This window comes from Pseudomonas sp. GD03903, from assembly GCF_029840045.1.
In the GTDB taxonomy this organism is placed as follows: Bacteria; Pseudomonadota; Gammaproteobacteria; order Pseudomonadales; family Pseudomonadaceae; genus Pseudomonas; species Pseudomonas pseudonitroreducens.
Window position 1 is genome coordinate 77,374 of record NZ_JAOCBT010000002.1, and the last position, 24,899, is coordinate 102,272.

24 protein-coding genes are annotated in these 24,899 nt (G+C 66.0%); 12 read left to right on the plus strand and 12 right to left on the minus strand.

All coding sequences use genetic code 11. The features are described 5' to 3' along the window. Positions 1-44 precede the first annotated feature (44 nt). Both N5C91_RS02875 and N5C91_RS02880 read left to right on the plus strand, forming a co-directional pair. Positions 45-869 carry an aldo/keto reductase gene (locus N5C91_RS02875; RefSeq protein ID WP_279827818.1) on the plus strand — a complete coding sequence of 275 codons (825 nt, stop codon included), beginning with the start codon at positions 45-47 and terminating at the stop codon, positions 867-869. Between the two features lie 91 nt (positions 870-960). After that, positions 961-1,347, plus strand: a complete 387-nt coding sequence (locus N5C91_RS02880) for a nuclear transport factor 2 family protein (RefSeq protein WP_236171850.1) — start codon at positions 961-963, stop codon at positions 1,345-1,347. Positions 1,348-1,366: 19 nt separating this feature from the next. On the opposite strand, the gene N5C91_RS02885 is transcribed toward N5C91_RS02880, so the two are convergent. Then, a complete protein-coding gene (locus N5C91_RS02885) occupies positions 1,367-2,971 on the minus strand; it encodes a hypothetical protein (RefSeq protein WP_279827821.1) in 1,605 nt (534 codons plus the stop codon). A gap of 352 nt (positions 2,972-3,323) precedes the next feature. Here N5C91_RS02885 and N5C91_RS02890 point away from each other — a divergent pair, with 352 nt between their 5' ends. The 4 genes from N5C91_RS02890 to N5C91_RS02905 all read left to right on the plus strand — a co-directional run bounded on the left by N5C91_RS02890 (position 3,324) and on the right by N5C91_RS02905 (position 5,542). After that, positions 3,324-4,136, plus strand: a complete 813-nt coding sequence (locus N5C91_RS02890) for a class I SAM-dependent methyltransferase (RefSeq protein WP_279827823.1) — start codon at positions 3,324-3,326, stop codon at positions 4,134-4,136. Positions 4,137-4,203: 67 nt separating this feature from the next. Beyond that, a complete protein-coding gene (locus N5C91_RS02895; protein ID WP_236171845.1) occupies positions 4,204-4,659 on the plus strand; it encodes a DUF3237 domain-containing protein in 456 nt (151 codons plus the stop codon). A gap of 69 nt (positions 4,660-4,728) precedes the next feature. After that, the gene (locus N5C91_RS02900) at positions 4,729-5,157 is read left to right on the plus strand and encodes a thiol-disulfide oxidoreductase DCC family protein (RefSeq protein ID WP_279827828.1); all 429 of its coding nucleotides are present in this window, start codon (positions 4,729-4,731) and stop codon (positions 5,155-5,157) included. Continuing rightward, entirely contained in the window at positions 5,150-5,542 is a 393-nt protein-coding gene (locus N5C91_RS02905; RefSeq protein ID WP_279827830.1) for a DoxX-like family protein, read from the plus strand. The genes N5C91_RS02900 and N5C91_RS02905 overlap by 8 nt, the downstream gene beginning before the upstream one ends. On the opposite strand, the gene N5C91_RS02910 is transcribed toward N5C91_RS02905, so the two are convergent. Beyond that, positions 5,539-6,282, minus strand: a complete 744-nt coding sequence (locus tag N5C91_RS02910) for a TorF family putative porin (RefSeq protein ID WP_236171839.1) — start codon at positions 6,280-6,282, stop codon at positions 5,539-5,541. The two genes, N5C91_RS02905 and N5C91_RS02910, sit on opposite strands and share 4 nt — an antisense overlap. Positions 6,283-6,433: 151 nt before the next feature. Further along, positions 6,434-8,191, minus strand: a complete 1,758-nt coding sequence (locus N5C91_RS02915) for an amidohydrolase (protein ID WP_236201439.1) — start codon at positions 8,189-8,191, stop codon at positions 6,434-6,436. A 117-nt stretch (positions 8,192-8,308) separates the two neighbouring features. Here N5C91_RS02915 and N5C91_RS02920 point away from each other — a divergent pair, with 117 nt between their 5' ends. Further along, the gene (locus N5C91_RS02920) at positions 8,309-9,217 is read left to right on the plus strand and encodes a LysR substrate-binding domain-containing protein (protein ID WP_236171991.1); all 909 of its coding nucleotides are present in this window, start codon (positions 8,309-8,311) and stop codon (positions 9,215-9,217) included. A gap of 4 nt (positions 9,218-9,221) precedes the next feature. On the opposite strand, the gene N5C91_RS02925 is transcribed toward N5C91_RS02920, so the two are convergent. The 3 genes from N5C91_RS02925 to N5C91_RS02935 form a co-directional block, all read right to left on the minus strand. Next, positions 9,222-10,760 (minus strand): diguanylate cyclase, encoded by a 1,539-nt coding sequence (locus tag N5C91_RS02925; protein ID WP_279827834.1) that lies wholly within the window; start codon positions 10,758-10,760, stop codon positions 9,222-9,224. 67 nt (positions 10,761-10,827) lie between these two features. Then, entirely contained in the window at positions 10,828-11,436 is a 609-nt protein-coding gene (locus N5C91_RS02930) for a LysE family translocator (protein ID WP_279827838.1), read from the minus strand. Positions 11,437-11,488: 52 nt separating this feature from the next. Next, the gene (locus N5C91_RS02935; protein WP_236171832.1) at positions 11,489-12,325 is read right to left on the minus strand and encodes an AraC family transcriptional regulator; all 837 of its coding nucleotides are present in this window, start codon (positions 12,323-12,325) and stop codon (positions 11,489-11,491) included. Positions 12,326-12,483: 158 nt separating this feature from the next. On the opposite strand from N5C91_RS02935, the gene N5C91_RS02940 reads away from it, so the two are divergent. Next, the gene (locus N5C91_RS02940; protein ID WP_279827842.1) at positions 12,484-12,915 is read left to right on the plus strand and encodes a hypothetical protein; all 432 of its coding nucleotides are present in this window, start codon (positions 12,484-12,486) and stop codon (positions 12,913-12,915) included. A 71-nt stretch (positions 12,916-12,986) separates the two neighbouring features. On the opposite strand, the gene N5C91_RS02945 is transcribed toward N5C91_RS02940, so the two are convergent. From N5C91_RS02945 to N5C91_RS02955, 3 genes are all read right to left on the minus strand, one after another. Next, positions 12,987-14,597: an FMN-binding glutamate synthase family protein gene (locus N5C91_RS02945; protein WP_236201443.1), complete on the minus strand. Its 1,611-nt coding sequence runs from the start codon at positions 14,595-14,597 to the stop codon at positions 12,987-12,989. A 336-nt stretch (positions 14,598-14,933) separates the two neighbouring features. After that, complete coding sequence (locus N5C91_RS02950) at positions 14,934-16,313, minus strand: L-serine ammonia-lyase (RefSeq protein WP_279827847.1); 1,380 nt, start codon at positions 16,311-16,313, stop codon at positions 14,934-14,936. Between the two features lie 212 nt (positions 16,314-16,525). Further along, positions 16,526-17,305 carry a helix-turn-helix transcriptional regulator gene (locus N5C91_RS02955; protein ID WP_279827850.1) on the minus strand — a complete coding sequence of 260 codons (780 nt, stop codon included), beginning with the start codon at positions 17,303-17,305 and terminating at the stop codon, positions 16,526-16,528. 147 nt (positions 17,306-17,452) lie between these two features. On the opposite strand from N5C91_RS02955, the gene N5C91_RS02960 reads away from it, so the two are divergent. The 3 genes from N5C91_RS02960 to N5C91_RS02970 all read left to right on the plus strand — a co-directional run bounded on the left by N5C91_RS02960 (position 17,453) and on the right by N5C91_RS02970 (position 20,459). Further along, positions 17,453-18,274, plus strand: a complete 822-nt coding sequence (locus tag N5C91_RS02960) for a carbon-nitrogen hydrolase family protein (RefSeq protein ID WP_279827853.1) — start codon at positions 17,453-17,455, stop codon at positions 18,272-18,274. Between the two features lie 161 nt (positions 18,275-18,435). After that, positions 18,436-19,758, plus strand: a complete 1,323-nt coding sequence (locus N5C91_RS02965; protein ID WP_279827856.1) for an APC family permease — start codon at positions 18,436-18,438, stop codon at positions 19,756-19,758. A 56-nt stretch (positions 19,759-19,814) separates the two neighbouring features. After that, the gene (locus N5C91_RS02970) at positions 19,815-20,459 is read left to right on the plus strand and encodes a glutathione S-transferase family protein (protein ID WP_236171818.1); all 645 of its coding nucleotides are present in this window, start codon (positions 19,815-19,817) and stop codon (positions 20,457-20,459) included. A gap of 585 nt (positions 20,460-21,044) precedes the next feature. Here N5C91_RS02970 and N5C91_RS02975 read toward each other — a convergent pair. From N5C91_RS02975 to N5C91_RS02985, 3 genes are all read right to left on the minus strand, one after another. Then, on the minus strand, positions 21,045-22,058 hold the full coding sequence (locus tag N5C91_RS02975) for a tellurite resistance/C4-dicarboxylate transporter family protein (protein ID WP_279827863.1): 1,014 nt from the start codon (positions 22,056-22,058) through the stop codon (positions 21,045-21,047). 118 nt (positions 22,059-22,176) lie between these two features. Next, positions 22,177-23,097, minus strand: a complete 921-nt coding sequence (gene metR, locus N5C91_RS02980; RefSeq protein WP_236171814.1) for a transcriptional regulator MetR — start codon at positions 23,095-23,097, stop codon at positions 22,177-22,179. 113 nt (positions 23,098-23,210) lie between these two features. Further along, a complete protein-coding gene (locus tag N5C91_RS02985) occupies positions 23,211-23,654 on the minus strand; it encodes a hypothetical protein (RefSeq protein ID WP_279827866.1) in 444 nt (147 codons plus the stop codon). A gap of 194 nt (positions 23,655-23,848) precedes the next feature. Between N5C91_RS02985 and N5C91_RS02990 the strand changes: the two genes are divergently transcribed. Further along, entirely contained in the window at positions 23,849-24,862 is a 1,014-nt protein-coding gene (locus N5C91_RS02990) for an alpha/beta hydrolase (RefSeq protein WP_279827869.1), read from the plus strand. Positions 24,863-24,899 lie beyond the last annotated feature (37 nt).

Consider the following 24,899-nt stretch of genomic DNA (forward strand, 5'->3'; position numbering starts at 1 on the left):
GGCCGGCCCCGTGTCCCGTAACGAACCGTCAGAAGGAGCACGAGATGAACACCGTAGTATTTGCCGATGGCACCGCCGTACCCGCCATCGGCCAGGGTACCTGGCGCATGGGCGAGGATCGCCTGCAGCGCAAGCGCGAAGTCGCCGCCCTGCGTGAAGGCATCGAGCGCGGCCTGACCCTGATCGACACTGCCGAGATGTACGCCGAGGGTGGCTCGGAAGAGGTGGTCGGCGAGGCCATCGCCGGGCTGCGCGAGCAGGTCTTCCTGGTCAGCAAGGTCTACCCGCACAACGCCAGCCGGCGCGGCATCCCCGAAGCCTGCGAGCGCAGTCTCAAACGCCTGCGCACCGACTGCCTGGACCTCTACCTGCTGCACTGGCGCGGCCAGTACCCGCTGGATGAAACCGTGGAGGCATTCGAGCGCCTGCGCGAGGCGGGCAAGATCAAACGCTGGGGCGTCTCCAATTTCGACCTCGACGAAATGCACGAGCTGAACGAGCCGGCCTGCGCCAGCAACCAGGTGCAATTCAGCCTGGAGGAGCGCGGTATCGAGTGGGACCTGCTGCCGTGGTGCCAGGAAGAACGCATGCCGCTGATGGCCTACTGTCCGGTAGGGCAGGGCGGCAAGCTGCTGCGCCACCAGGTGCTGCAGGAGATCGCCGGTCGCCACGACGCCACTCCGGCGCGCGTGGCGCTGGCCTGGCTGATCCACCAGCCGGGCGTGATTGCCATTCCCAAGGCCGTGGAGCCCATGCATGTGCGCGACAATGCGGCGGCGCTGGAGCTTCGCCTGACGTCCGCGGATATCGAAGCCCTCGACGTTGCCTTCCCGCCACCCACCCGCAAGCGTCACCTGGCCGTGGTTTGAAGCCTGGGCTCCGGTCGTCGCCCTCCGGGGCGCGGCCAGGGCCGGGTGCTAGCCTTCCCCCATGGCCAAGATGGCCGGGAGGGCAGAGGCGATGAGCAACTACACGGCGGACAGTGCCGCCATCAACCGGGTACTCACGGACTATGTCGAAGGCATGACCTTCGGCGACGAGGCCAGGCTGCGCCAGGCCTTCCATCCTTCCTGCAAGATCATCGGCAACTACCACGGCGCGCTGGAGTGGTCCTCGCTGGATGAGTTCATCGGCGCGATCAAGGCCGAATCGCCGCCCTCTGAAGGCGCGCCGCCGGCGTGGGAGTTGAAGTCCCTGGACATCACCGGCGACAGCGCGGTGGCCAAGGTCACCGACGAGTTTCTCGGCATGCATTTCACCGATTACCTGTCGCTGCTGCAGGTCGGCAGTGGCTGGCAGATCATCAACAAGCTCTATTACCTGCACAGCGGCGCGCTGGACAACTGAGCGCCGCCGCCAGGCTCGGTCAGACGTTACTCCAGTCGCCACCGTCGTTCCAGCCGGACACCACGAAGCGCAGGGTGCCTTTGATGGCTGGATCGGTGATTTTGCCGTCGCGGTCGCTATCGATGGGCAGGGCTACCTGCACGTAGCCGTTCTTCAACTGCTCCGGCGCCAGTTCGCTGCTGACGCTGTTGACCCCCGTGCCTTGCCAGGCATAGGCGACTTTCCAGGTCTCGGCGGTGCTGCGTGGCGGCTGCAACTCGATGATCACCGTGTTACGGAACAGATAACTGCCCTCGTAGTGCTCGTTGGGCCACAGGCGTTTCTCGATCTCGTAGTCGGGCACGCGCACGCCCAGGGTCAGGCTGTAGGCGAGGGTGCGGCGACGCGGATTGACCCGCGCATAGTTGGCGAGGAACACACTGGACAGGTAGTGCTTCGGCTTGCTCTTCCAGGTCGCGTGGGTCATGCAGGCGGCGGAGTCCTCTTCGGCGGTGCGGCGGGTCAGGTACCAGAGCTTGCCGCGCGGCGCGGCGAGCAGTTCGATCTGGTACAGCGCGTTCACCGGCCTTCCGCCAGCGGCATCCTGTACCGCCTTGGGCAGGCGCAGATCGGCGATATCCAGCCAGATGTCCACGCGCACGTCGCCGAACAGGAAGCGCGTGAGATTCTGGTAGGCCTCTTCACTGTTGACGATGCCGAAGAACCCCGAGTGCGAGCGATAACAGAAGGCCTTGGCGCATTCCTCGCCGACGGTCTTGCCCCTGAGCCCGCTGAGCGTGGCGTTCTCGATGCGCACCAGGCCATCGCTACCATTGCCGACGAAGGTTCGTGACAGGCCTGCCGCTGCTTCGTAGTCGCTGCGGTTGGTGCCAACCATGCAGAAGACCTTGCGCGGGGCGAGCTCCGATTCCGCCAGCAGGTCGACGCGCCCAAGCGACTTCGCCAGGTTGAGGTATTCGGGCATCCGCGTGCCGCGGTTGAAGTTGCTGATGTCGTTGAGGCTGAGGAAGGCCGGGACGTTGCTGCCCGCCACGTCGATGCCGTTGTGCGGGGTGGCGTAGGTGAAGAGCTTGTCCACGGCGCGGCGCGCTTCGTCCGAGCCGCATTTCGGGTTCTGCAGGAAGGTGCGGCAGACCAGGCCCCCCATGGAGTGGGCGACCAGGTAGCAGCGGAAGGTGCTCTTGGTGATGCCGTTGGCCGGGTTCGCGCAGGCGAGATCGCGCACCTTCAGGATCAGCTCGCTCAGGCCCTTGCCGAACGCCTCCATGGTCGGTGTCTTGCCGATCCCCAGCAGGGCCGAGGCCGGGTCGTAGTAGCGGTAGATGATGATCGAGCGTGCGCCGAGCAGGTTGCCGGCCGCCGGATCGCTCCACTCCGGGTCGAGGATGTCGTAGCCGTCCTCGTAGACGTCGCTGTAGCCGAAGTCGCTGCCCAGGCGCACCACGGGTGATTCGAAGACGAACTTGCGTGGCGGCCGGTTGCGCTCGGGCACCGCGCGCATCACGGTGGAGCCCAGGTTGAAGCCGCAGAACGGGTCGGCGGTAGTCTCGTCCATTTCGCCGCGCGTCATGGCGTAGCCGCGTACGTAAATGATCGGGAAGAACGGGGCTTTCATCTTTTCCATGGCAGTCTCCTGATGGCCAGTCGATCCTTGGCGCGAGGGCGGCAGCAGCAGCAACCTCGCCGTTTGCCACCAGACGGTGGGCTGCTGGGAGGCAACCACGGTTGCCGTGGCATGTGGGCTGTACTCGCCGTCGACTTTGCCGAGGCCGAGGTACGTTTCCTTCAGGGAATTCCGAGTCTCCTTGGCCATGCCGCTTTTCAGGTTCGGGGCTTGCGGACGGATCGCCTGGCACCGGGCTTTAGCCAGGGGGCCTGACGGGCCTCGGCCCCTGCCTGTCGGGGGCTCATTTGCAACGCTTGAGTTGCAGCCGCCGCGGGCGTTACATGGAGCACTCCAGTGATGGGAGATCGTCATGCACAAGGTCGGGCTCAAGGGCACGCCGGAAACCCTGCTGATCACCCTCTATGCCAAGGCGATGGAGAGCGAGTTGCCCGACAGCCTGCTGCGCGACCGTTTCTCGCGCCGCGCCGTGGCGCAGATCGACTACGACTTCGCCCGCCTGCACATCGGCCGCGCCGAGCAGGTGGGCATCGCCCTGCGCGCCAAGCTATTCGACGGCTGGGTACGCGACTTCCTGGCGCGCTATCCGGCCTGTGTGGTGCTGCAGCTGGGTTGCGGGCTGGACAGTCGGGTCTTGCGCATCGACCCGCCGGCCACCGTGCAGTGGTTCGAGGTGGACTTTCCGGAAGTGATCGCCCTGCGCGAGCGCCTGTATCCCGCGCGGGAAAACTGCCACCTGATGGCCTGCTCCCTGACGTCGCCTGACTGGTGGCGTGCGCTGCCGAGCGGACGGCCGGTGCTGATTCTTTCCGAGGGCGTGCTGCCCTACGTGCCGGCGGACGAGGTTCCGCGACTGTTGCGTGGTCTGGTTGCACACTTCGGCCAGGGTGAACTGGCGCTGGATGGCTACAGCCGCCTGGGTATCCGCCTGTTGCAGTGGAACCCGATGATCCGTCGCACCGGCGCCGTGCTGCACTGGGCAATCGACGAGCCGCAGGAACTGCAGCGGCAGGTGCCAGGCTTGCGCTTCGTCGAGGCCATCGCCGCCTACGACCGTGCGCAGATCGCCCGGCTGTCGCTGGGCATGCGCCTGCTCTACGGGATCACCCTGGCTATTCCAGCGATGCGCCGCATGGGGCGCCTGCTGCGCTATCGCTTCGGCTAGGCCAGGCCGATTCGGCCGCTGGCTGCTTTACTCATTCCTCTACGACGACCTTGCGCAGGAGCCGGCGATGAAGCTCGAGCCGTTGATGGAAATGAACGTGAAGGCCAGCGTGCCGCTGGAGATTGGCCGCGTGCCGCAGGGCCGGCGGTTGATCTCGGCGGCCGGTGGCGGCACCTTCAAGGGCCAGCGCCTGAACGGCGAGGTGCTGCCCGGCGGCGGCGACTGGATCCTGGTGGACAGCGATGGCGGCTGGCACCTGGAGGTGCGCCTGGTACTGCGCACCGACGACGGCGCGCGTATCCTGATGCAGCACAACGGACTGCTGGTGGCCAACCCGAAGATCATTCACGCGGTCTCGCGGGGCGACAGCACCGAGTTTGGCGATACCTATTTCATGATCCAGCCGCGCTTCGAGGTCGGCGACGACCGCTATCGCTGGCTCAACCACCAGTTGGCGGTGGGCGAGGGCCGGCTGGGGCCGGGCTGGGTCGAGTACCGTTTGTATTCACTCGCCAATGGATGAGCGATGAACAGCAGGACTTGTCACACACGGCGGGCACAGTTGGCGCATCAGGGATCAGGAGACGACGCCATGGCTCTGCCCCCCAACATGCAGCCCGACGACAAGGTGGTGCTGTTCGACGGCACTTGCCGCCTGTGCAACGGCTGGAGCCGCTTCCTCCTGCAGCACGACCGCATGCAGCGGGTGAAGCTGTGCAGCGTGCAGTCTGCCGAGGGCCAGGCGATTCTCGACTGGTTCGGCCTGCCCACCGAATACTTCGACACCATGCTCTACGTCGATGGTCGCGAAGGTTTCGAGCGCAGCGACGCCTTCCTGCGGGTCATCGGCCAGTTGCCGGCACCGTGGAACTGGCTGCGCGTGCTCTGGCTGATCCCCCGGCCGCTGCGCGACTGGTGCTACGACCGCATCGCGCTCAATCGCTACCGCCTGTTCGGCCGTGAAGACGTCTGCCTGGTGCCTTCGCCGCAGTATCGCGGGCGTTTCCTCGGCAATGACTAGCGCGGCCATCGCGCGGCTGGCGCTGGGCGTGGTGTTCCTCTACCACGGCCTGGTGCCCAAGCTGCTGTTCCTCAGCGCCGATGAAGTGCGCATGATCGAGGCTCACGGCTGGCCGCTGTCGACCCAGCGCATCGCCGAGGTGGCCGGTGCCGCCGAGATCGTCCTCGGCCTGGCGATCCTTCTGTTGCGCCGCAGCCGCTGGCCACTCTGGTTGGCGGTGGCGGCACTGCTCGGCTTGCTGGTGGATGTGGCGCTGTTCGTCCCGGAGTTGCTGCTGGGCGCCTTCAATCCAGTTTCCACCAACGTCGCCGCGCTGGCGCTGTGCGCGATTGCCCTGCAGGGCGAACGGAGCGCCGCATCGCCCCGTTCGCCTTCGCGGCATTAGAAGCTGCGCGACACGCTGGCCACCACGGTGGCCGTGCAGACATCGCCGAAGCCGAACTGGGTGCGGCACTCGTTCTGCGACAGGTCGGTGTCGATGTAGCTCACCGCCCAGTCGAAGCCCACCCATTCGTGGCTCAGCTTGGCTTCCCATTCATGGTAGGTGTCGCGGGTGTCGCCACTGCCGGACAGGTAGAGCGGGTCCTTGGCGTCATTGCGACCGTAGCGTACGCGCAACTTGAACTCGGCCGGCAGCTCGGCGTTGTAGGCCAGGTAGGTGTAGAGGTTGGCCTGGTCCTCGCCGAAGTAGGTCGGGTAGTCGTTGCCGTAATAGGCCGCCACTTCGAAGCCGTAGGCGTGGAGGATGGCGTAGGTGTCGCTCTGGTTGAACTGGGCTTCCTTCGGGTAGGCGTACTTGATGTAGCCCAGGTCCAGGGCGATGTCGTCATTGGCCTGCCAGTACCAGCCGCCGTAGTAGTCCACTTCCTGGCGGGTCTTGAAGTCGGCGCCGAAGTCGACGTTGGAGCTCCACACACCCAGGTAGGCGCCGGAAGCGTGCTGCAGGGTGAGGCCAACCTGTACGGCCGGGTCGTTCTGCGTCTGCGAGATGCCGCGGGTGCGGTAGTCGCTGACCAGGGCGGTATCGATCTGCAGGTTGAAGTCGTGGCCCAGTTCGACGGCCAGGGCGGAGGTGAATGGCGCGCAGGCGAGCAGCGCGCCCATCAGCCAGTTGGGGCGATTCATGTGGGGAGTCCCTTTGTTGTGATTGTCTGTGGGCAGATGAAAAATCCCGCGCAGCGCCCACCCTCCCGGTCACTCGGGAAGCGGCGGCAAGAGGGGCGCTGGCGGGCAGGGCGCCGGGGGTGTTCACGCCCCGGCGCAGGAGCCCGGCTCCTTACAGAGCCGGCACGTCGTCGGCGCGGTAGACTTCGCGGCCTTCGAAGAGGGTGCGGAGCACGCGGGCTTCGTCCAGTTGCTGGTCGGGCACGCTGAACACATCGCGGTCGAGCACCACCATGTCGGCCTGCTTGCCGGGGGCCAGGGTGCCGATCTTGTCGCCCAGGCCGATGGTCTGCGCGGCGTTGCGGGTGTAGGCGTAGAACATGGTCTGGCGGTCCACGCGCTCGGCGGCGTTGAGCACGCCTTCCTCGCCCTGGCGGGTGACCGCCTGGTAGATGGCCTTCAGCGGATCAGGCGTGGACACCGGCCAGTCGCTGGCGCCGGCAATGGTGGCGCCATTGTCCAGCAGGGATTTGGCCGGGTACATGTAGCGGTAGGTTTCGTCGGCGATGTAGGGCTTCACCAGTTCCACCGTGTAGACCTCGGAGGTGGCCCAGTCCAGTTGCATCGAGGCGATCACCCCGAGCTCCTTGAAGCGCGGGAAGTCCTTGGGGTTGACCAGTTGCAGGTGGGTGATCGAGTGGGTCACGCCGCTCTGCCGGTCCTTGCGCGCCTGGGCGAAACCATTGAGGGACTCGCGCACCGCGCGGTCGCCGATGGCGTGCACGTGCACCAGCCAGCCGCGCGCATCGGCGGCGCTGACCAGTTCGCCGAAGTGCTTCGGATCGATCAGCAGCTCGCCCGGTTTGTGGCTGTTCTTGTAGTCCTCCAGCAGCGCAGCGGACTGTGCAGGGAACTCGATCACACCATCGGCGAAGACCTTGATGCCCGGCAGCGTCAGGTTCGGGATGCCCTGGAACTGCTGACGCACCTTGTCGATGACGTCGAGATCGGCCGGGCGGCTCTGCGGGTTGACCACCAGCAGCGCGGCGACGTGGGCGCTGAGCTGGCCGTCGCGGGCCAGGTCGCGGTAGACCGGCAGCACACCGACGGTCTTCTCGGTGGGCTTGATGGCGAACAGCGCTTCGCCGGGCGTGCCGTTGGCGGCCGGGTCCATCCAGGCGGTGATGCCCAGGCTGTTGTTGTACTTCACCGCGGCCACGCCGGCGCGGTCCATGGTGGCGGTGTCCGGAACCGGCATGGCGGCGGCCACCAGGTCGAAACCGGAGTCGACCAGGAAGCCGGTGGGGTTGAAGTCCTTGTCGTGGGCGACGTTCTGCTGCTCCAGCGGGCTCAGGCCGCGCAGGCGCTTGGCGTCCAGCCCGGCGCGCTTGAGCATGGCGGCGTTGGCCCAGGCGGTGTGGTGGTCGCTGCCGATCAGCACCACCGGGGTGTCCTTCCACTCGCCCTGGTTGAAGCGCTTGGCCAGGCCCTCGGCCTGAGACCAGTAGCTGGAGTTCATGCCGTTCATGACCACGGTGTCATGCACCTTGGCCTTGCCGCTGTCGCGGTCCTGCTTCAGACGCTTCTCGAACGCGTCGAGGTCCATCTGCTCGTCCAGCAGGCTGGCGGAGATCAGCTCCAGGCCGCCGAAGATGGAGTGCGAGTGGCTGTCGATGAAGCCGGGCATCAGCACCTTGCCGCCGAGGTCGACCTGCTTGCTGCCGCTGCCGGCGAGCTTGCGGATGTCCTCGTTGGAGCCCACCTGCAGCACCTTGCCGCCAGCGACCGCGACGGCCTGCTGCAGCGGCTGGCCGGGCTCGGCGGTGAAGACCTTGGCGTTGTACAGGATCAGGTCCGCGTTCTGTGCCTGAGCTTCAAAAGTGCCGAGTGCGATGGCGAGCGCCAGCGCGCCCTTGAGCATGCCGTGCATGACTTCCCCTTGCTTTCGTTGGATTATTGTTGGTCTGCGGCGCAGGCTACTGGCGGACCGAGGTGTGCGGAAGTCGCTGTCAGGCATAACACTTGTGAAGGATTGGCACGAATGACGATGGACAGATTCAGCAGCCTGGCGATGTTCGTCGCCAGTGCCGAGACCGGCAGTTTCAGCCGCGCCGCCGAGCAGTTGGGCAAGACGCCGTCGGCCGTGACCAAGGCGGTCGGCCAGCTGGAAATCGAAGTTGGCGCGCGCCTGTTCGAGCGCACCACGCGCAGCATGTCGCTGACCGAAGCCGGCCAGCTCTATCTCGATGGGGCCCGCGAGGTGCTGGCGCGGATGCGCGAGACCACCGAGGAAATCGCCCAGTTGCAACACAGCTTGCGCGGCGTGCTGCGCATCACCGGGCCGCTGATCGTCGGCCCGGTGTTTCTCGACCAGGCCTGCGCCGAGTTCCTCGACCAGCACCCGGACGTGCGTTTGCAGGTGGACCTTTCCGACAGCTACGTCGACCTGCTCGACGGCCGCTACGACCTCGCCCTGCGCATGGGCAACAGCGATCTCCCCGGGCTGATCGCCCAGCCGCTGGCGGAAAGCCGGCTGATCATGTGCGCCAGCCCGGCGTACCTGCAACGCCGCGGCACGCCACGGCATCCGAACCAGATCATCGACCACGATTGCCTGGTCTATCGCCATCCGGCGCTGGACGACCGCTGGTGGTTCGACGTCGAAGGCGAGCGCTATTCCACTCCGCGTAATGGCCGCCTGAACAGCGACAACCAGGCCGTGCTGCTGACTGCCTGCCTCGCCGGCCATGGACTGCTGCCGTGCCCGCACTGGAGCGTGCTGGAGCACCTGCGCAGCGGGCGCCTGGTGACGGTGCTGGATGACTACTTCTTCGAGCCGGACACCTTCGGCGCGCAGATTCTCGCGGTGTACCCGAGCAATCGCCGGGCGACGCGCAAGATCCACGCCTTCATCGAGCACCTGCGCGATTACCTGCGCCGCGACGGCATTCTCTGAGCGCTCAGAGCCTGGTGCTTTCCAGGCGATTGCGCCCGTTGGCCTTGGCCTGGTAAAGCGCCCGGTCGGCGCTTTCGAGCAGTTGTGCGAGGTCACGGGCCTGGTCCGCCGAGACCAGCCCGATGCTGACGCTGACGCGTAGTTCGCCGGCGCCGATATCCAGGGGCAGCTCCTGCAGGTTTTGCCGCAGTCGATCGAGCAGGTGCCGGGCCGCATCGGCGTGGGTGCTGGGCAGGAGGAAAACGAACTCCTCGCCGCCGAAGCGCGCGAACAGGTCGGTGCTGCGCGCCTGACGCCGGCAGAGCTCGCTGAACTGGCACAGCACGCGGTCGCCGGCGGCGTGGCCGTACTGGTCATTGATACGTTTGAAGTGATCGAGGTCGAGCACGGCCAGGCTCAATGGCGAGCCATAGCGTGCGCTGCGGGCCAGCTCGCGTTCGGCCTGGACCTGGAAGGCCCGTCGATTGAGCGCGCTGGTCAGTGGATCGAGCGTGGCCAGTTGGCGCAGCTGGTTCTCCAGCGCCTTGTGGTGGCTGACGTCGCGGATTTCCGCGACCCGCTGTCCGCCGGCCAGGCGCTCGATGCTCAGTTCGGCGGCGAAGGTGCTGCCATCCTCGCGCATGGCCAGGATGTCGTGCGGCTTGCCATCCGCGCCGGCCAGCAGGTCCTGCAGGTCGCCTTGCGCTTCGCTGACGAAGAGTTCGGCGAAGTCCTGGCCAAGCAGGCGCTCGCGGGGCCAGAGCAACATGCGTTCGAGCATCGGGTTGGCATCCATCACCTTGCCATCGCGCAGCACCAGCATGCCGGCATTGGCGACCTGCATCAGGCGCTCGAAGCGCTCGGCACTGGCTCGCGCCTCGCTGGCGTGGCGCTGACTGTCGGCGAGGATACGGCGCATGGTCATCAGGGCCATGCCGACCAGCGCGATCACCCACAGGGGAACGCCGAAGTTGTAGGGCAGCAGGTAGCTGAAGGAGCGCGTGACGTCTGCATGTTCGATTCCGTGCAGGCCATCGTGCAGGCCTATGGCGGCGCGCGCCAGGGTGACCAGCGCATAGGCGCCGAGCGCCACCGCCACGAAGCGGCGCACGCCGCGCAGCTCGCTTTCACCAGGCGCGCGCAGCAGGACCAGGCTCGCCTGGATCGGCAGCAGGCCGCCGATGGTGGCATAGATGGCGATCAGGTATTCCGAGTTGATCGGCGCCATCCACCAGTGCCAGCTGAGCGCCAGAGCCATGGCGGTCGCACTGGCGGGTACCGTCCACCAGGGCGGCGGCAGGCCGAGAAAGCGGTAGACGCCCAGCAGCAGAAGCGCTTCGCCGGCCAGTTGGGTGGCATTGCCGGCGATGTTCAGCAGCTTGCTGCCGCTGGCCATGAAGCCCATGAACAGCAGGATGCCGAGTATCAGCGTCCAGGCCCCGCCCATCCACAGGCCGGGCCCGCGATAGGGCCGGGCAAAGTACCAGAGGCCGGTACAGGCAATGGCGCTGGCGAGCATCAGGTTGAGGCCGAGCAGCATCGGCGAGAAGTACAGGGATTCCACGGCCCCAACCTCCTTGTGTGGTTGCCGTGAATTCTGCCAGCGCTGGCGGAGCTTTGTCAGTGGGCGCTCAGAGCAGCGCCCCGGCCCAGGCCGAGACCAGCAGCAGGACCGCCATCAACTGGTTGAGCCGCTGCATCTGCGTGGCGGAGAGCAGGCGCTGGCTGCCGATGCCCAGGCCGGCCCAGACCGCTGTGCAGGGTATCGACACGAGGAAGAACAGCAGTGACAGCAGTTGCACGCGGTCCAGCCGATCCACGCCGTGCCCGGCATAAACGCTGATGACTGCCAGTGCCATCATCCAGGTCTTGGGGTTGACCAGTTGCAGCGCGGCGGCACCCAGCGCGCCCAGGCGCGCGGCGTTGGTGTCACGCTCCAGGTCTGCCGGTGGGCTGCGGAAGATCTGCCAGGCCAGCCAGCTCAGCCAGAGCACGCCGAGCAGGCTCATCGCCTGCTGTACGCGCGGCAGGCTGGCCAGCACCTCGCCCAGGCCGCTGCCCACCGCCAGCACCAGCACGGCGGCGGCCGCACAGCCGCCGAACATGATCGGCAGCGCGGCGCTCCAGCCGAAGCGCGCGCTGTTGCTGAAGATCAGCAGATTGGTCGGCCCCGGTGTGATCGAGGCGACGAAGGCGAAAAGGACGAACGGCAGCCATTGGCTGAGCTGCGCAAAGTACATGGCGGGAACTCCGGTGAATCCGTGGGAGCTCATCTTCGCCAGTGGCGCGGGCTCAGTCTGGAAGCTTTGAGCAGCGCTTGCGGTAGTAGGCCGGCGTTACCCCGTAGGCGCGGCGGAACCAGCGCCCGAGGTGGCTCTGGTCGGCGAAACCAAGGTCGGCGGCGATGTCCGCCGGCGCCAGGCCGCGGCCGAGCAACTGGCGCGCGCGGGCCAGGCGCAATTGGATCAGGTAGGCGTGGGGCGGCAGGCCGAACGCCTGCTTGAACGCGCGGGTCAGGCGGAAGCGGTCGCAACCCGTGGCGCGAGCGAGGTCGTCGAGGCCGATGTCGGCGCTCAGGTTGGCGTGCAGGAAGTCCCGTGCGCGCTGCGCCACCAGTGGCAACTGCGCCGTCGTGGCATCGCGCTGGCGCCAGTGCAGGTGCTGGGTCATGCCGTCGAGCAGCTCGTCCATGGCGCTCTGGCGGACGATCTTCAGGTCGTTGCCATGCACCGCCTGGAAGGCATTGTCGATCCGCCGCGTCAGGCGCGGATCGTCGATCAGCAGCTCGGGCACGCTCAACTGACAGCTGCCCGGCGCCTCTTCGAACAGCGTGCCGATCTCGCGCTCCAGCCAGGGGGCATCGAGGTAGAGCATGCGGTAGGTGAAGCCACCCTCGGTGGGCGCGTCGCCGTCGTGAATGTCGCCGGGCTCGAGGAAGAACACCTTGCCGGCGGTGCTGACGTGGCGCTGGTTGCGGCTGTTGAACTGCTGCACGCCGGATTCGGTGAAGCCGATCAGGTAGCTGTCGTGCCAGTGCGGGTCATAGGCGTGGCCCTTGAAGTGCGCGCGCAGGCTCTGGATGCCGGTGTCGGCATCCTGCAGCAGGTCGATCCAGTTGTCTTTGTGCATGGGCCGCCTCCACGCCGCTTGCCCGGTCGGCCAGCATAGCGCGCGCAGGCGGGCTGTCTGGAAGATTCGTGCAGCCGGTGGTCGAGTGTCGTGAATCCTTCGCGCCGACGGTAGGATGCAGCCACTGCAAAGAGCCGAACGCCAGGAGGGAGCCGAGCGTGGGACAGGAATACAACCTGGCATTGATGATTGCGGCGGCGCTCAGCGCCATGGCGGGCGCGCTGCACATTGGCGTGGTGCTGGTCGGACCGCGCTGGTACCGCCTGTTTGGCGCTGGCGAAAAGCTCGCCCGGGCCGCCGAGGCGGGGCGGGTCTACCCGGCGCTGATCACCTTCGGCATCGCTTTCGTGCTGTTCGCCTGGGCTGCCTATGCGCTATCCGGGGCTGGGGTGCTGGGGCCGTTGCCGCTGCTGCGCCCCGCGCTGGTGGCGATCTCGCTGGTCTACCTGCTGCGCGGCGCGGCCGGCCCGCTCATCCTGAAAGACACCGGGCGCAGCCTGCGCTTCATCTACGTCAGCTCGGCGATCTGCCTGGCCTTCGCGCTGGTGCACCTGCTGGGGCTGGTGCAGGTGTGGAGTCGCTTGGGTTAGTAAGCTTTCCTCGCAGCATGATTCCCGTATTCAGGGGAGCGCCCATTGCGGGCGCTCCATCTTTCGCGGAATCAGCCGGCGGCGGCGTCGAAGCTGTCGCTGCGAGCCATGCGCCAGATGCGTTCGTAGAACTCGCCCTCGATGTTGCCCGAGAGCAGTTCGCCCGGCTTGAGGAAGTAGTGCAGGTGCGAGAACAGGCGGATCTCGGTGGCGGTGACACGGCGAACCAGGTGCTTGGCCTCCAGCTGCGAAGGGTGCTGGATGCCGGCGGCGGCGATCATCTCGGCCAGGCCTTTGAGCGTGTTGCGGTGGAAGTGGTAGACCCGCTCGGCCTTGTCCGGCACTACCAGTGCGCGCTGGCGCAGCGGGTCCTGGGTGGCGACGCCGGTGGGGCACTTGTTGGTGTGGCAGGACTGCGACTGGATGCAACCGATGGCGAACATGAAGCCGCGCGCCGAGTTGGCCCAGTCCGCGCCCATGGCCAGCACGCTGGCGATGTCGAAGGCGCTGACGATCTTGCCGCTGGCGCCGATGCGGATCTTGTCACGCAGGTTCAGGCCGACCAGGGTGTTGTGCACGAACAGCAGGCCCTCGCGCATGGGCAGGCCCATGTGGTCGGTGAACTCCAGGGGCGCGGCGCCGGTGCCGCCTTCCTTGCCGTCGACGACGATGAAGTCGGGGAGGATGCCGGTCTCGTGCATGGCCTTGGCGATGCCCATGAACTCCCAGGGGTGGCCGATGCACAGCTTGAAGCCCACCGGCTTGCCGCCGGAGAGTTCGCGCAACTGGACGATGAAGTTCAGCAGGCCGTGGGGCGAATCGAAGGCGCTGTGGGAGGACGGTGAGATGCAGTCCTGGCCCATGGGTACGCCGCGGGTGGCGGCGATTTCCGGGGTCACCTTGTGCTTGGGCAGGATGCCGCCATGGCCGGGCTTGGCGCCCTGGCTGAGCTTGATCTCGATCATCTTCACCTGCGGGTCGACTGCCTGCTTGGCGAAGCGCTCGGGGCTGAAGCTGCCATCGTCGTTGCGGCAGCCGAAGTAGCCGCTGCCCAGTTCCCAGGTCAGGTCGCCGCCGTACTCGCGGTGGTAGGGGCTGATGCTGCCCTCGCCGGTGTCATGGATGAAGCCGCCGAGCTTGGCGCCCTTGTTCAGCGCGCGGATGGCATTGGCGCTCAGCGAGCCGAAGCTCATCGCCGAGATGTTGAACACCGAGATGGAATAGGGCTGCTTGCACTCCGGACCACCAACGGTGACGCGGAAGGTGCAAGGGTCGGCCACCGGGGCCGGGCGGATGGAGTGGGCGATGAACTCGAAGCCCGACTGGTAGACATCGATCAGGGTGCCGAAGGGTTTGTCGGCGGTTTCGTTCTTCGCCCGCGAGTACACCAGGGCGCGCTGGGCGCGGGAGAAGGGCAGGGCTTCCTGGTCGCCTTCGAGCAGGTACTGGCGGATTTCCGGGCGGATGGCTTCCACCAGGTAGCGGATGTTGCCCAGGATCGGGTAGTTGCGCCTTACGGCGTGGCGTTCCTGCAGCAGGTCGAAGACGCCGAGCACGCTCAGGGCGAGGGTGGTGAGGGTGAAGGGCCACACCCAGTCATGCCCGAGGAAGGGCAGGCTGAGCACGGTGAACAGGACGCAGGCGGCGAAGAAGGCATAGCGGCTTAGGAGCGACAGGTTCATGGAATCTCCAGTCGTCGGGCTTTGATCACGGTCAGGTTGGCCAAAAGGGCCGCCACAGAGCATGGCAGGCATCGCGCGAACGTGCCTGGGCAAAGGTCAATGCGGCGGACTTTCGGAAGTCTTTCTAGTTCTGGCGGGCATCGACGGTAGCCCGAAGTGGTGGAAAAAGAAAGCTAGCTAACGATTTTATCCGGCGCTGAGAAAGCCTGTTTCAAGCGCTGCAAGAACGGTGGCATTCGTCCCAGGGCTGTTCACGAGCAAGCTCGCTCCTACGAAGAGCGCGCCGGCGTCAGGCCTGTAGGAGCGAGCTTGCTCGCGAACCCGCAACCCGCCGGACTAGCAGGCGATTACATTGACCGCCAGCCCACCCTTCGAGGTCTCCTTGTACTTGTCCATCATGTCGCGCCCGGTATCGCGCAGGGTGTCGATGGCCTTGTCGAGGCTGACCAGGTGCTGGCCGTCGCCGCGCAGGGCGAGTTGGGCGGCGTTGATGGCCTTGAGCGAGGCCATGGCATTGCGCTCGATGCAGGGCACCTGGACCAGCCCGGCCACCGGGTCGCAAGTCAGGCCGAGATTATGTTCCAGGCCGATCTCGGCGGCGTTCTCCACCTGCTCCAGGCTGCCGCCCAGGACCTCCGCCAGCCCGGCCGCCGCCATGGCGCAGGCGGAGCCCACTTCGCCCTGGCAGCCGACTTCGGCGCCGGAGATGGAGGCGTTGAGCTTGCACAGGATGCCGATGGCGGCGGCGGTCAGCAGGTAGCGTTCGATGCCGTCGGCGTTGGCGCTGCTGTCATAGCGCGCGTAGTAGTGCAGCACCGCCGGGACTATCCCGGCCGCGCCGTTGGTGGGGGCGGTGACCACGCGGCCACCGGCGGCGTTCTCCTCGTTGACTGCCAGTGCCCAGAGGTCCACCCAGTCCAGGGCGCCCAGGGTGGTGGCGATCAGGTTGCCGCTGTCCGCTTCGTTCAGGCGGCGGAACAGCATGGGCGCGCGGCGTCGAACCTTGAGCCCGCCGGGCAGCGTGCCTTCGGTTTCCAGGCCGCGGTTCACGCAGGCCTGCATTTCCTCCCAGATATGCGCAAGGCCGGCGTGGATTTCCGCCGCGCTGCGCACGGCCAGTTCGTTGGCCCACATCAGGTCGCTGATGCGCCCGAAGCCGTGCTCGTGGCACAGGCGCAGCAGTTCCTCGGCGCTGTGGAAGGGATAGGGCATCGGATTGTCCGGGAGGGCGCGGTCGGTGTTGAAGTCCGCCGCATCCACCACGAAGCCACCGCCGACCGAGTAGCAGACTCGCTCGGCCAGCAGTTCGCCCTTTGCGTCCAGCGCCCGCAGGTGCAGGCCGTTGGGGTGGGCGGGCAGGCTGTCGTCGTGGAAGACCAGTTGCCGCGCCGGGTCGAAATCGATCTCCTGCACGCCGCCCAGACGCAGGCGATGGCGCAGCAGGATGTCATCCACCTGCGGGGCGAGAGCGGCGGGGTCGGCTTCCGCCGGGTCGATGCCGAGCAGGCCGATCAGGCACGCACGGTCGGTGGCGTGGCCTTTGCCGGTAGCGCTGAGGGAGCCGTAGAGGTGCACCTCGATGGCACTGGTTCGCGCCAGCAGGCTGTCGTCGTGCAGGCGGTCGACGAACTCGCGGGTGGCGCGCATCGGCCCCACGGTGTGCGAACTGGATGGCCCGACGCCGGGCTTGAACATGTCGAAGACGCTGAGGGTCATGGGAATTCCTCCTGCCCTCAAGCATGGACCCGCGTCGCCTCGAATGCTCACCGACCGCTCGACGGCTGGCGTCCGTTGGAGACCATTCGCGGGCATGGGCCACTCCTGCAGGGAGAGCATCGTAGGATGGGTGGAGCCTAGGCGATACCCATGCTGTCCCGGCAGCGATTGATGGGTATCGCTGCGCTCCACGCCATCCTACGCAAGCAGCCTCAGCCCTGCGCCTGCAGGAACAGCGAAAACAGCTCGGACTGCGACTTGATCCCCAGCTTGGAATACATGTGCTTGCGGTGGACCTTCACCGTTTCGGCGGAGATCGCCAGCTTGCGGGCGATTTCCTTGCTGGAGCAGCCGCTGAGCATCAGCCGGCCCACTTCCAGTTCGCGGGCGGTGAGCGGGGTTTCCACCTGCTGGGCGGTGGATTCCAGGCGGTTCTGCCAGCGCGGGGGCGGCGGCGCTTCCTGCACTTCGCGCTCGAAGGCCATGCGCTGGCGCATCAGGCCGGCAACCCAAGGCTGCACCAGGGCGAGCAGGGCGATCTGCTCCGGGGTGAAGCGGCCCTTGCTGCCCACCGAGCAGCACAGGGTGCGCTCGCCGTCGAGTTGCACGTTGATCTGCACTTCGTCGGCGACCACGTTGAGGCTGAAGTAGCGCTGGTAGTAGTCGGTCTGCTCGAACATTTCCGGCGCCACGTCGTCCAGGCGGAACAGCCCGCTGCCGGGCGCCTCGCGGCTGGCGATGTAGAACGGGTCGAGCAGGTAGAGGCCCTTGAGGTAGTCCTGGAACAGCGAGTCGGGGCCGCCGTCCTCGCCGGGGCATTCGGCGAACACCTGTGGCCTGCCATTGCTGAAAAGCAGCACGACCCAGCTGTCGAAGGGCACATACTGGCCCAGCAGGCGCACCAGCGAGGTCCAGAAGTTCGGCTTGTCCAGCGCTTCGATCAGCTGCCCGACTGCGCGGTGCCAGGCGATATCCTGAAGGGAAAGGCTCATGACTCTACCCCCGATGGGTTACCACGCGGGCGTAATTACCCGGTGATGGCACGCCCGGCATACTCGCTGGATGCCTTGAGCCGGCGCGGTGCGCATTCTGACCGACAGCGCCCGGTCACCGCAAAGACAAGAATCCGAGGAAGCCCCATGAAAGTAGAACTCGTCCAACTCGCCGGCCGTGATGGCGATGTGGCCTGGAACCTGGCCCGCACCCTGGAGGCCATCCACGCCTGCGCCGACGACACCCAACTGGTGGTGTTCCCCGAGACCCAGCTGACCGGCTTCCCCACCGAGGCGAACATCGCCGCCATCGCCGAGCCGATCGACGGCCCCAGCGTGCAGGCCGTGCAGCGTGCAGTGCGGGAGAAGAGCATCGCCGTCGCCGTGGGCTTCGCCGAAGCCGCTGACGATGGCCGGTTCTACAACACCACGCTGCTGATCACCCCCGAAGGCATCGCCATGAAGTACCGCAAGACGCACCTGTGGGCGTCGGACCGCGGCATCTTCACCCCCGGCGACCGCTACGCCACCTGCCTGTGGAATGGCATCCGCGTCGGCATCGTGATCTGCTTCGACATCGAGTTCCCCGAGTCCGCCCGCGCCCTGGGCCAACTGGGCGCCGAGCTGATCATCGTGACCAACGGCAACATGGACCCCTACGGCCCTACCCACCGCACCGCGATCATGGGCCGCGCCATGGAAAACCAGGCCTACGCCGTGATGGTCAACCGTGTCGGCGAAGGTGATGACGGCCTGGTCTTTGCTGGCGGCAGCGCCGTGGTCGACCCCTACGGCCAACTGATCGTCGAAGCCGGCCGCGAAGAGTGCCGGCAGATCGTCGAGCTGGACTTCGAACGCCTGGCGCAATCGCGCCGCGACTACAGCTACCTGGCCGAGCGCCGCTTCGTGCTGCCCGGCGAGATGCGTGAGCACGCAGACGGCCTGCGCGAGCTGATCATTCCCGCCTGAGTTTCCTTCCGGCTCCGCTGCAAGGGGGCCGGGGCGCAGGGCCGCGCCGATACAGCGCTATTCCACTATCGACGGGCGACCTGAGCGCCCGCGAGGCCTGCGGGTGAGCGCAGGCCAGCAACTTGTACTGCCATAACAAACACAACGCGGAGTAAGCAGTAATGGCTCGACTCAAACGAACCCTGTCGCTGGGTTCGGTGGTGCTGTTCGGCATCGCCTACATGACCCCGATCATCGTCCTCGGCACCTTCGGCATCCTCGCCGACGTCACCCGTGGCGTAGTCCCCTCGGCCTACCTCGTGGCCTCTGTCGCCATGCTGTTCACCGCGCTCAGCTACGGGCGCATGGCCGCCGCCTTCCCGGTTGCCGGCTCGGCCTATACCTACGTGCGCAAGTCGATCAGCCCGAAGCTGGGATTCCTAGCCGGCTGGGCGGTGCTGCTGGACTACCTGTTCCTGCCCATGGCGATCTGGCTGATCGGCGCGGCCTACCTGCATTCTGCCTTCCCTGCCGTACCCCAGGCCCTGTGGGTACTGGCCTTCATCGGCGTGACCACCGCGATCAACGTCGTTGGCCTGCGCCTGGCGAAGAACATCAACGGCGTGCTGATGCTGGTGCAGTTCCTTGTACTGATTGCCTTCGTCGGCCTGGCCATCCACTACATCATGGGCGACGGCAGCCGTCCGCTGTGGACCCTGGAGCCCTTCCTCAAGGAAGGCACCCAACTGCCGCTGATCATGGGTGGCGCGGCCATCGCCTGCTATTCGTTCCTGGGCTTTGACGCGGTCAGTACCCTGACCGAAGAAACCCACGAGCCGCGCAAGACCATTCCGCGTGCGATCCTGCTGATCACCCTGATCGGCGGCGGCATCTTCATCGCCGCCAGCTACTTCGTACAGCTGGCGCACCCGTCGGTGGAATTCCAGAACGCCGATTCCGCCGCCTACGAAATTGCCCGCAACATCGGTGGCGACCTGTTCGTCAGCTTCTTCCTGATCGGCCTGATCGTCGGCCAGTTCACCTCCGGCCTGTCGGCCCAGGCCAGCGCCTCGCGCCTGCTGTTCGCCATGGGCCGCGACGGCGTGCTGCCGCGTCCGTTCTTCGGGCGCATCAGCAAGCGCTTCGAGACCCCGGTGAACAGTATCGTGCTGTGCGGCGTGGTGGCCCTGCTGGCGCTGCACATGGACGTCACCACGTCCACCTCGTTCATCAACTTCGGCGCCTTCCTCGCCTTCAGCCTGGTGAACCTCTCGGTGATCTTCCACTACTACCTGAAGGCCGAACGTCGCGGCCTGCGTGAGCTGGTGCTGTTCCTGCTGTTCCCGCTGATCGGCCTGCTCGCCGACCTGTGGCTGATGGTCAGCCTCGACCATCTGGCGATCTGGCTCGGCGCCACCTGGCTGGTGCTCGGCGTGATCTACCTCGCGGTGATCACCGGCGGCTTCCGCCAGCAACCACCGGAGATGCATTTCGAGGAGGCGTGAGCCCCGCGCGGGGCTATGCTGGGGACTCCGAGCCGTGAAGACCGAGGAGACCCGCCATGCCCCGCCTCACCCTCTACCATTCGCCCCAGACACGTTCCAGCGGCACCCTGGTGCTGCTGGAGGAGCTGGGTGCCGAGTACGACCTCGAACTGATCAACATGAAGGCCGGCGAGCAGCGCAAGCAGGAATATCTGGCGCTCAACCCGCTGGGCAAGGTCCCGGCGATCCGCATTGGCGAATCGCTGGTCACCGAGCAGGGCGCCATCTTCATCTACCTCGCCGACCTGTTCCCGCGGGCCAACCTCGCTCCCGCCCTCGATGACCCGCTGCGTGGTCCCTACCTGCGCTGGCTGGTGTTCTATGGCTCCAGCTTCGAGCCGGCCATCGTCGACCGCGCCCTCAAGCGCGAGGCGGCGCCGCAGGCCATGAGCCCCTATGGCGACTACGACAGCGTGATGCGCGCGATTGCCGAACAACTGGAAACCGGCCCCTACCTGTTGGGCAACCGCATGACCGCTGCCGACGTGCTATGGGGTGCGGCCCTGCGCTGGACCATCGGCTTCGGCGTGGTGCCCAAGCTGCCGGTGTTTGAACGCTACGTCGAACTGGTGACGTCGCGTCCGGCGTTCGCCCGTGTGTGGGAGCGCGACAAGCAATGGGTCGAGGAGCATACGAAGGCTGCTGACGCGAAGGCGACCTGAGGCCTGGGCGAGATGATGCAGACTTGCTCCAAAGTCAGGGCATGGGTCCTTGGATTTGAGAAAAAAGTCTCAAGTCGCCTGGGAAAATTCCTTTTTTGATGTAGCTATATTTCCCACGCTATCGGCTTGATCGATGATTCTTCCAGCGCCGCGCCCCCCATCGCGTGGCGTCGGCAAGCATAACGACAACAAGCCGTTTCTTGACTTAGGTCCCCAGGGCCCTTCCGCGAGGAAGGGCCTTTTTTTTGCGATGCGCCAGTAGCCCGAGCCGTCTGCCACGGTCTTTTCGGCAGGAGGGCGCCCTGGTGCGCACCGAGCCCGCGAATGTTGGTGAGGGAAATTGCTGACGCTGTGGCCGATTTCGCAAAGTTACGCGGAGTGTTCCTACGCAGACGATCGGGCTTGGAGAAATATCCTGGCTCTTGGATCATGCATTCCGCGGCGTGTTCCTACACGTTGCGGTGATGATTGATCGACTAGTCAATCGTTAACTTCGGGCCCGCCAGTCTTGGCGGGCCTTTTTTTTTGCCCGTCGGGAGGGCGGGGGTGTTCCCATTGGTTTCCTGCGGAACAGGGAACAGGCGCTCAGCGGATACGTGCAGAAGTGTGCAGGCAGTGCCGTAGCAACCCGATGAAGGTGAGGGCCCAGGCGGCCAGGGCGATATAGGCAACAACCTGGATGAGCGGCAGGAACACCTGCTGGTGCACCAGCGGCAGGAAGTTGAACGAGGCAACGCAGAACATGCCCAGCGGGAACACCACCGACCAGTTCTGCAGGTCGTAATGGATACCGATTCCGTAGCGCACCCGGTGAGTGACGAATACCAGCAGCAGAAAGGGAATCCACCAGCAGGCGAAAGCGCCGACGAAGACTGACAGACCGAGGATGAAGGGTGCCAGCGACTGGACCAGCACGCTGTCGGCTCCGGCTGTCAGCAGGCGTGCTCCGGCCAGTGTGGAAATCGCCAGGGCGCCCATGTTGATCCAGTAGGACGGCGACAGCTCTCCAGCCTCCAGGTCGAGGAACAGCCAGCGGTAGAGAATCTGCGACATGATCAGTACGTACAGCATGATGCCAACCATATAGGCCGCCACGCAGACGAAGAGGATCAGTTCCGGATCGGCAAAGCGCGTCGCCAGGTAGCTGCCGAGTACGCAGACCGAGGCGCTGGACACCGTGCAAAGCAGCCAGGTGCCGTTCAGGCCCTGTTCCAGGGTCGGCTTGTGCTGGGTGAGGGTGACGCCGGCGAGCATCGCATACATGCACAGCAGCCACAGCGGCCCGGCCAACAGCCACAGGGCTTGGGCGATGGCGGGCTGGTTGGCCAGCACGATGAACTGCACGCCCAGCACGTTGGAGCCGGCCACGAGCGTAAGGAAGCCGGGGCCGCGCGCATGGTGGGTGAGGTCCTGCCACATCAGCCGCGGATAGCGGGCCAGCCGATACAGGCTGCACGACAGGCAGAGCGCGTACTGCAGGATGTTCAGCCAGAACAGGCCCAGCGCCACTGGCTGCAGGCCGACCAGGTGACAAGCCAGGGACACGATGCCAGTCGCCATGACCAGCGAGAAATAACTGGGTGGAAAGTCTTTGAGCACCGGAAATTCTCCCAAGAATGGTCGACCACTCTTATAGCCATGACTTCGCAGGCCGCCAGCAACGTTGCGGCGCTGGCGGTCCGCGATTCGCACTCTGCGAAGAGTTTCCGGTATCAGGTCATTGCTTTGCCGCGCTGACCCCTTCCAGTGTCGCGAAGGACGTGTCCTTGGCGGTCAGCAGGAAGTCGCGCATGAACGGCGCATCCAGCATGTCGGCGCGGATGGCGGCGAACAGGGTGCAGTACAGGCCTTTCTCGCCCAGGCGCTTGGCGGTTACATAGCCTCGCGAGCTGTACTCGTGCAGCGCCCAGTTGGGCAGGCTGCAGACGCCGCGTCCCGAGGCCACCAGTTGCATCATCATCACTGTCAGTTCCGAGGTGCGCACCTGGGCCGGTTCGACGTCGGCCGGTTCGAGGAAGCGCGTGAAGATGTCCAGGCGATCCCGCTCGATGGGGTAGGTGATCAGCGTCAGGTTGGCCAGGTCTTCCGGCACGATGCAGGACTTGCCGGCCAGCGCATGGTGGTTGTCCACCGCCAGCAGTGCCTCGTAGGTGAACAGCGGCACGTAGGTGATGCCGGCGATCTCCACCGGGTCGGACGTCACCACCAGGTCGAGGTCGCCGCGGGCCAGGGCCGGCAGGGGGGCGAAGGAGAAGCCGGAGGCAAGGTCCAGCTCCACTTCCGGCCAGGCGTCGCGGAACTGGTCGATGGTCGGCATCAGCCACTGGAAGCAGCTATGACACTCGATGGCCATGTGCAGGCGCCCGGCGGTGCCGCCGGCCAGACGCGCCAGGTCGCGCTCGGCGCCGCGCAATTGCGGCAGCACGGCGTCGGCCAGTTGCAGCAGGCGCAGGCCGGCGCTGGTGAAGCGCACCGGTTTGGTCTTGCGGATGAACAGCGACAGGCCGAGGCGTTCCTCCAGTTCCTTGAACTGGTGGGACAGGGCGGACTGCGTCAGGTGCAGGCGCTCGGCTGCCTCCACCAGGCTGTCGGCTTCGCGCAGGGCATGCAGGGTTTTCAGGTGACGGAGTTCTAGCATGGCGCGGCCTCGCCTCAATATGAGGAAATCTTGATGAAACGGCGTAACAGTTGAGTCGCTCTCATGATAAGCCGGCTGCTGGCGCTTCACCAGCACGGTTTGCCGGTCCGGCCTCACCAACTCAGATAGAACATGCCCTTGGCCAGCAGGACGATCAGCAGCACATGGGCGAATACGCTGTAGTGGATGCGCCGGGAGCGCTGGCCAGTCATGCGCCCGGCTCGGAACGAATACATGGCGAAGATGAAGTGGCCCAGCACGCTGCCGGCCAGCAGCAGTTTGAGGCTGAGCAGAGTGGCAAAGGGCGAGCCCAGCGGGTTGGCCAGCAGCGACGCATAACGCAGGTGCAGCATGCCCAGGCCGCTGCCGAACAGGGTCAGGATCACCCAGGGCATCACCCGGCGCAGACGCCGGCCCAGCGCCGCTTCCACCTGGGTCATCGCCCGCGCCGGCACCTGACGGTGGATGCTTTCCAGGATCAGCACTTCGAAGAACACCGTACCGACGAAGAAGATCGCGGCGAACAGGTGCAGCGTGAGAACGATGGGGTAGGCCATGGCGAGGCTTCCGAGCGGGGGGTTCCTATCTTCACCAGTGAAGGTGCCTGGCGCCCTTGACCCCAGTCATGGGAAGAGCTGTCGGTGACCGCTCGGCACCTTTCATCAAACTGTCACGGACCTGTGGCAGAGCGAGCGACGGAAATTCATCAGAATCGCGCTCAACTGGGGTTTTGCGTTCCGGATTTTCACTCATGCGTGCTTTTCTGCTGGCAGCCGCTCTGTTCTGCGGCCTGTCCTCTCTCTCTCTTATTGCCGATCGGGCCGTTGCCGCAGAGCGCTGCGATGCGCGGGTGCCGACCGAACTGGTCGACCTGGGCGATGTACGCCTGGCCTACCAGAGCATCGGCCGTCCGCAGGACCCGACGCTGCTGCTGATCATGGGCCTGGGCGGACAGTTGATCCATTGGCCGGACGAAGTGGTCGAGGCGCTCTGCCAGCAGGGCTTCCGGGTGATCCGCTACGACAATCGCGATGTCGGCCTGTCGTCCTGGCGTGTTCCTACGCCCAGCGGCAACCTGACCTACGAGGTCATTCGCTATCGTCTCGGCCTGCCCGTTAGCGCGCCCTACAGCCTGACGGATATGGCCGGCGACGCGCTGCACTTGCTGGACGCCCTGCATGTCGAGCGCGCCCACGTGCTGGGCGCGAGCATGGGCGGGATGATCGCCCAGCATGTGGCCGACATGGCGCCCGACCGCGTGATCAGCCTGACGCTGGTGATGACCAGTTCCGGCGCCGAAGGCCTGCCGGCCCCCAGTGAGGCGTTGCTGCGCCTGCTTGCCCGACGTGAAGCGGCCAGCCGCGAGCAGGCCATTGAGCAGCAGGCCGATCTGCTGGCTGCCCTGGGCAGCCCCGAAGTGCGCGATGATCGCCAGCAATTGCTGCAGCAGGCGGCGCGCTCCTACGATCGTGCCTTCAACCCCGAAGGCGTGCAGCGGCAGATGCTGGCGATTCTCGCCGAGCCAAGCCGCGTGGAGCTGCTCAATCGCCTGAACGTGCCGACCCTGGTGGTCCACGGTACCGCCGACCCGCTGCTGCCGGTCATGCATGGCGTGCACGTGGCGGCGCACATCCGCGGTTCGGTGCTCAAGCTGATTCCCGGGATGGCGCACCGTTTCCAGGAGGACTTCAAGGAGCCGCTGCTGGGAGCCGTGCTGCCTTATCTGCGAGAGCACCAGGGCGGCGGGCACGTCGCCCAGCTCTGAAACGGCGGGACTTGCGGGAGCCGACTGGCGCGCTCCC

What these genes read in the sequence shown, in the direction of transcription:
- N5C91_RS02930 (WP_279827838.1), bottom strand. Translation starts at nt 11,436, where the DNA reads ATGTACTTTGCGCAGCTCAGCCAATGGCTGCCGTTCGTCCTTTTCGCC.
- N5C91_RS02915 (WP_236201439.1), bottom strand. Translation starts at nt 8,191, where the DNA reads ATGCACGGCATGCTCAAGGGCGCGCTGGCGCTCGCCATCGCACTCGGC.
- N5C91_RS02990 (WP_279827869.1), top strand. Translation starts at nt 23,849, where the DNA reads ATGCGTGCTTTTCTGCTGGCAGCCGCTCTGTTCTGCGGCCTGTCCTCT.
- N5C91_RS02900 (WP_279827828.1), top strand. Translation starts at nt 4,729, where the DNA reads ATGGCTCTGCCCCCCAACATGCAGCCCGACGACAAGGTGGTGCTGTTC.
- N5C91_RS02985 (WP_279827866.1), bottom strand. Translation starts at nt 23,654, where the DNA reads ATGGCCTACCCCATCGTTCTCACGCTGCACCTGTTCGCCGCGATCTTC.
- N5C91_RS02945 (WP_236201443.1), bottom strand. Translation starts at nt 14,597, where the DNA reads ATGAACCTGTCGCTCCTAAGCCGCTATGCCTTCTTCGCCGCCTGCGTC.
- N5C91_RS02935 (WP_236171832.1), bottom strand. Translation starts at nt 12,325, where the DNA reads ATGCACAAAGACAACTGGATCGACCTGCTGCAGGATGCCGACACCGGC.
- N5C91_RS02895 (WP_236171845.1), top strand. Translation starts at nt 4,204, where the DNA reads ATGAAGCTCGAGCCGTTGATGGAAATGAACGTGAAGGCCAGCGTGCCG.
- N5C91_RS02970 (WP_236171818.1), top strand. Translation starts at nt 19,815, where the DNA reads ATGCCCCGCCTCACCCTCTACCATTCGCCCCAGACACGTTCCAGCGGC.
- N5C91_RS02890 (WP_279827823.1), top strand. Translation starts at nt 3,324, where the DNA reads ATGCACAAGGTCGGGCTCAAGGGCACGCCGGAAACCCTGCTGATCACC.
- N5C91_RS02910 (WP_236171839.1), bottom strand. Translation starts at nt 6,282, where the DNA reads ATGAATCGCCCCAACTGGCTGATGGGCGCGCTGCTCGCCTGCGCGCCA.
- N5C91_RS02950 (WP_279827847.1), bottom strand. Translation starts at nt 16,313, where the DNA reads ATGACCCTCAGCGTCTTCGACATGTTCAAGCCCGGCGTCGGGCCATCC.
- N5C91_RS02960 (WP_279827853.1), top strand. Translation starts at nt 17,453, where the DNA reads ATGAAAGTAGAACTCGTCCAACTCGCCGGCCGTGATGGCGATGTGGCC.
- N5C91_RS02955 (WP_279827850.1), bottom strand. Translation starts at nt 17,305, where the DNA reads ATGAGCCTTTCCCTTCAGGATATCGCCTGGCACCGCGCAGTCGGGCAG.
- N5C91_RS02920 (WP_236171991.1), top strand. Translation starts at nt 8,309, where the DNA reads ATGGACAGATTCAGCAGCCTGGCGATGTTCGTCGCCAGTGCCGAGACC.
- N5C91_RS02905 (WP_279827830.1), top strand. Translation starts at nt 5,150, where the DNA reads ATGACTAGCGCGGCCATCGCGCGGCTGGCGCTGGGCGTGGTGTTCCTC.
- N5C91_RS02880 (WP_236171850.1), top strand. Translation starts at nt 961, where the DNA reads ATGAGCAACTACACGGCGGACAGTGCCGCCATCAACCGGGTACTCACG.
- N5C91_RS02965 (WP_279827856.1), top strand. Translation starts at nt 18,436, where the DNA reads ATGGCTCGACTCAAACGAACCCTGTCGCTGGGTTCGGTGGTGCTGTTC.
- N5C91_RS02875 (WP_279827818.1), top strand. Translation starts at nt 45, where the DNA reads ATGAACACCGTAGTATTTGCCGATGGCACCGCCGTACCCGCCATCGGC.
- metR (WP_236171814.1), bottom strand. Translation starts at nt 23,097, where the DNA reads ATGCTAGAACTCCGTCACCTGAAAACCCTGCATGCCCTGCGCGAAGCC.
- N5C91_RS02885 (WP_279827821.1), bottom strand. Translation starts at nt 2,971, where the DNA reads ATGGAAAAGATGAAAGCCCCGTTCTTCCCGATCATTTACGTACGCGGC.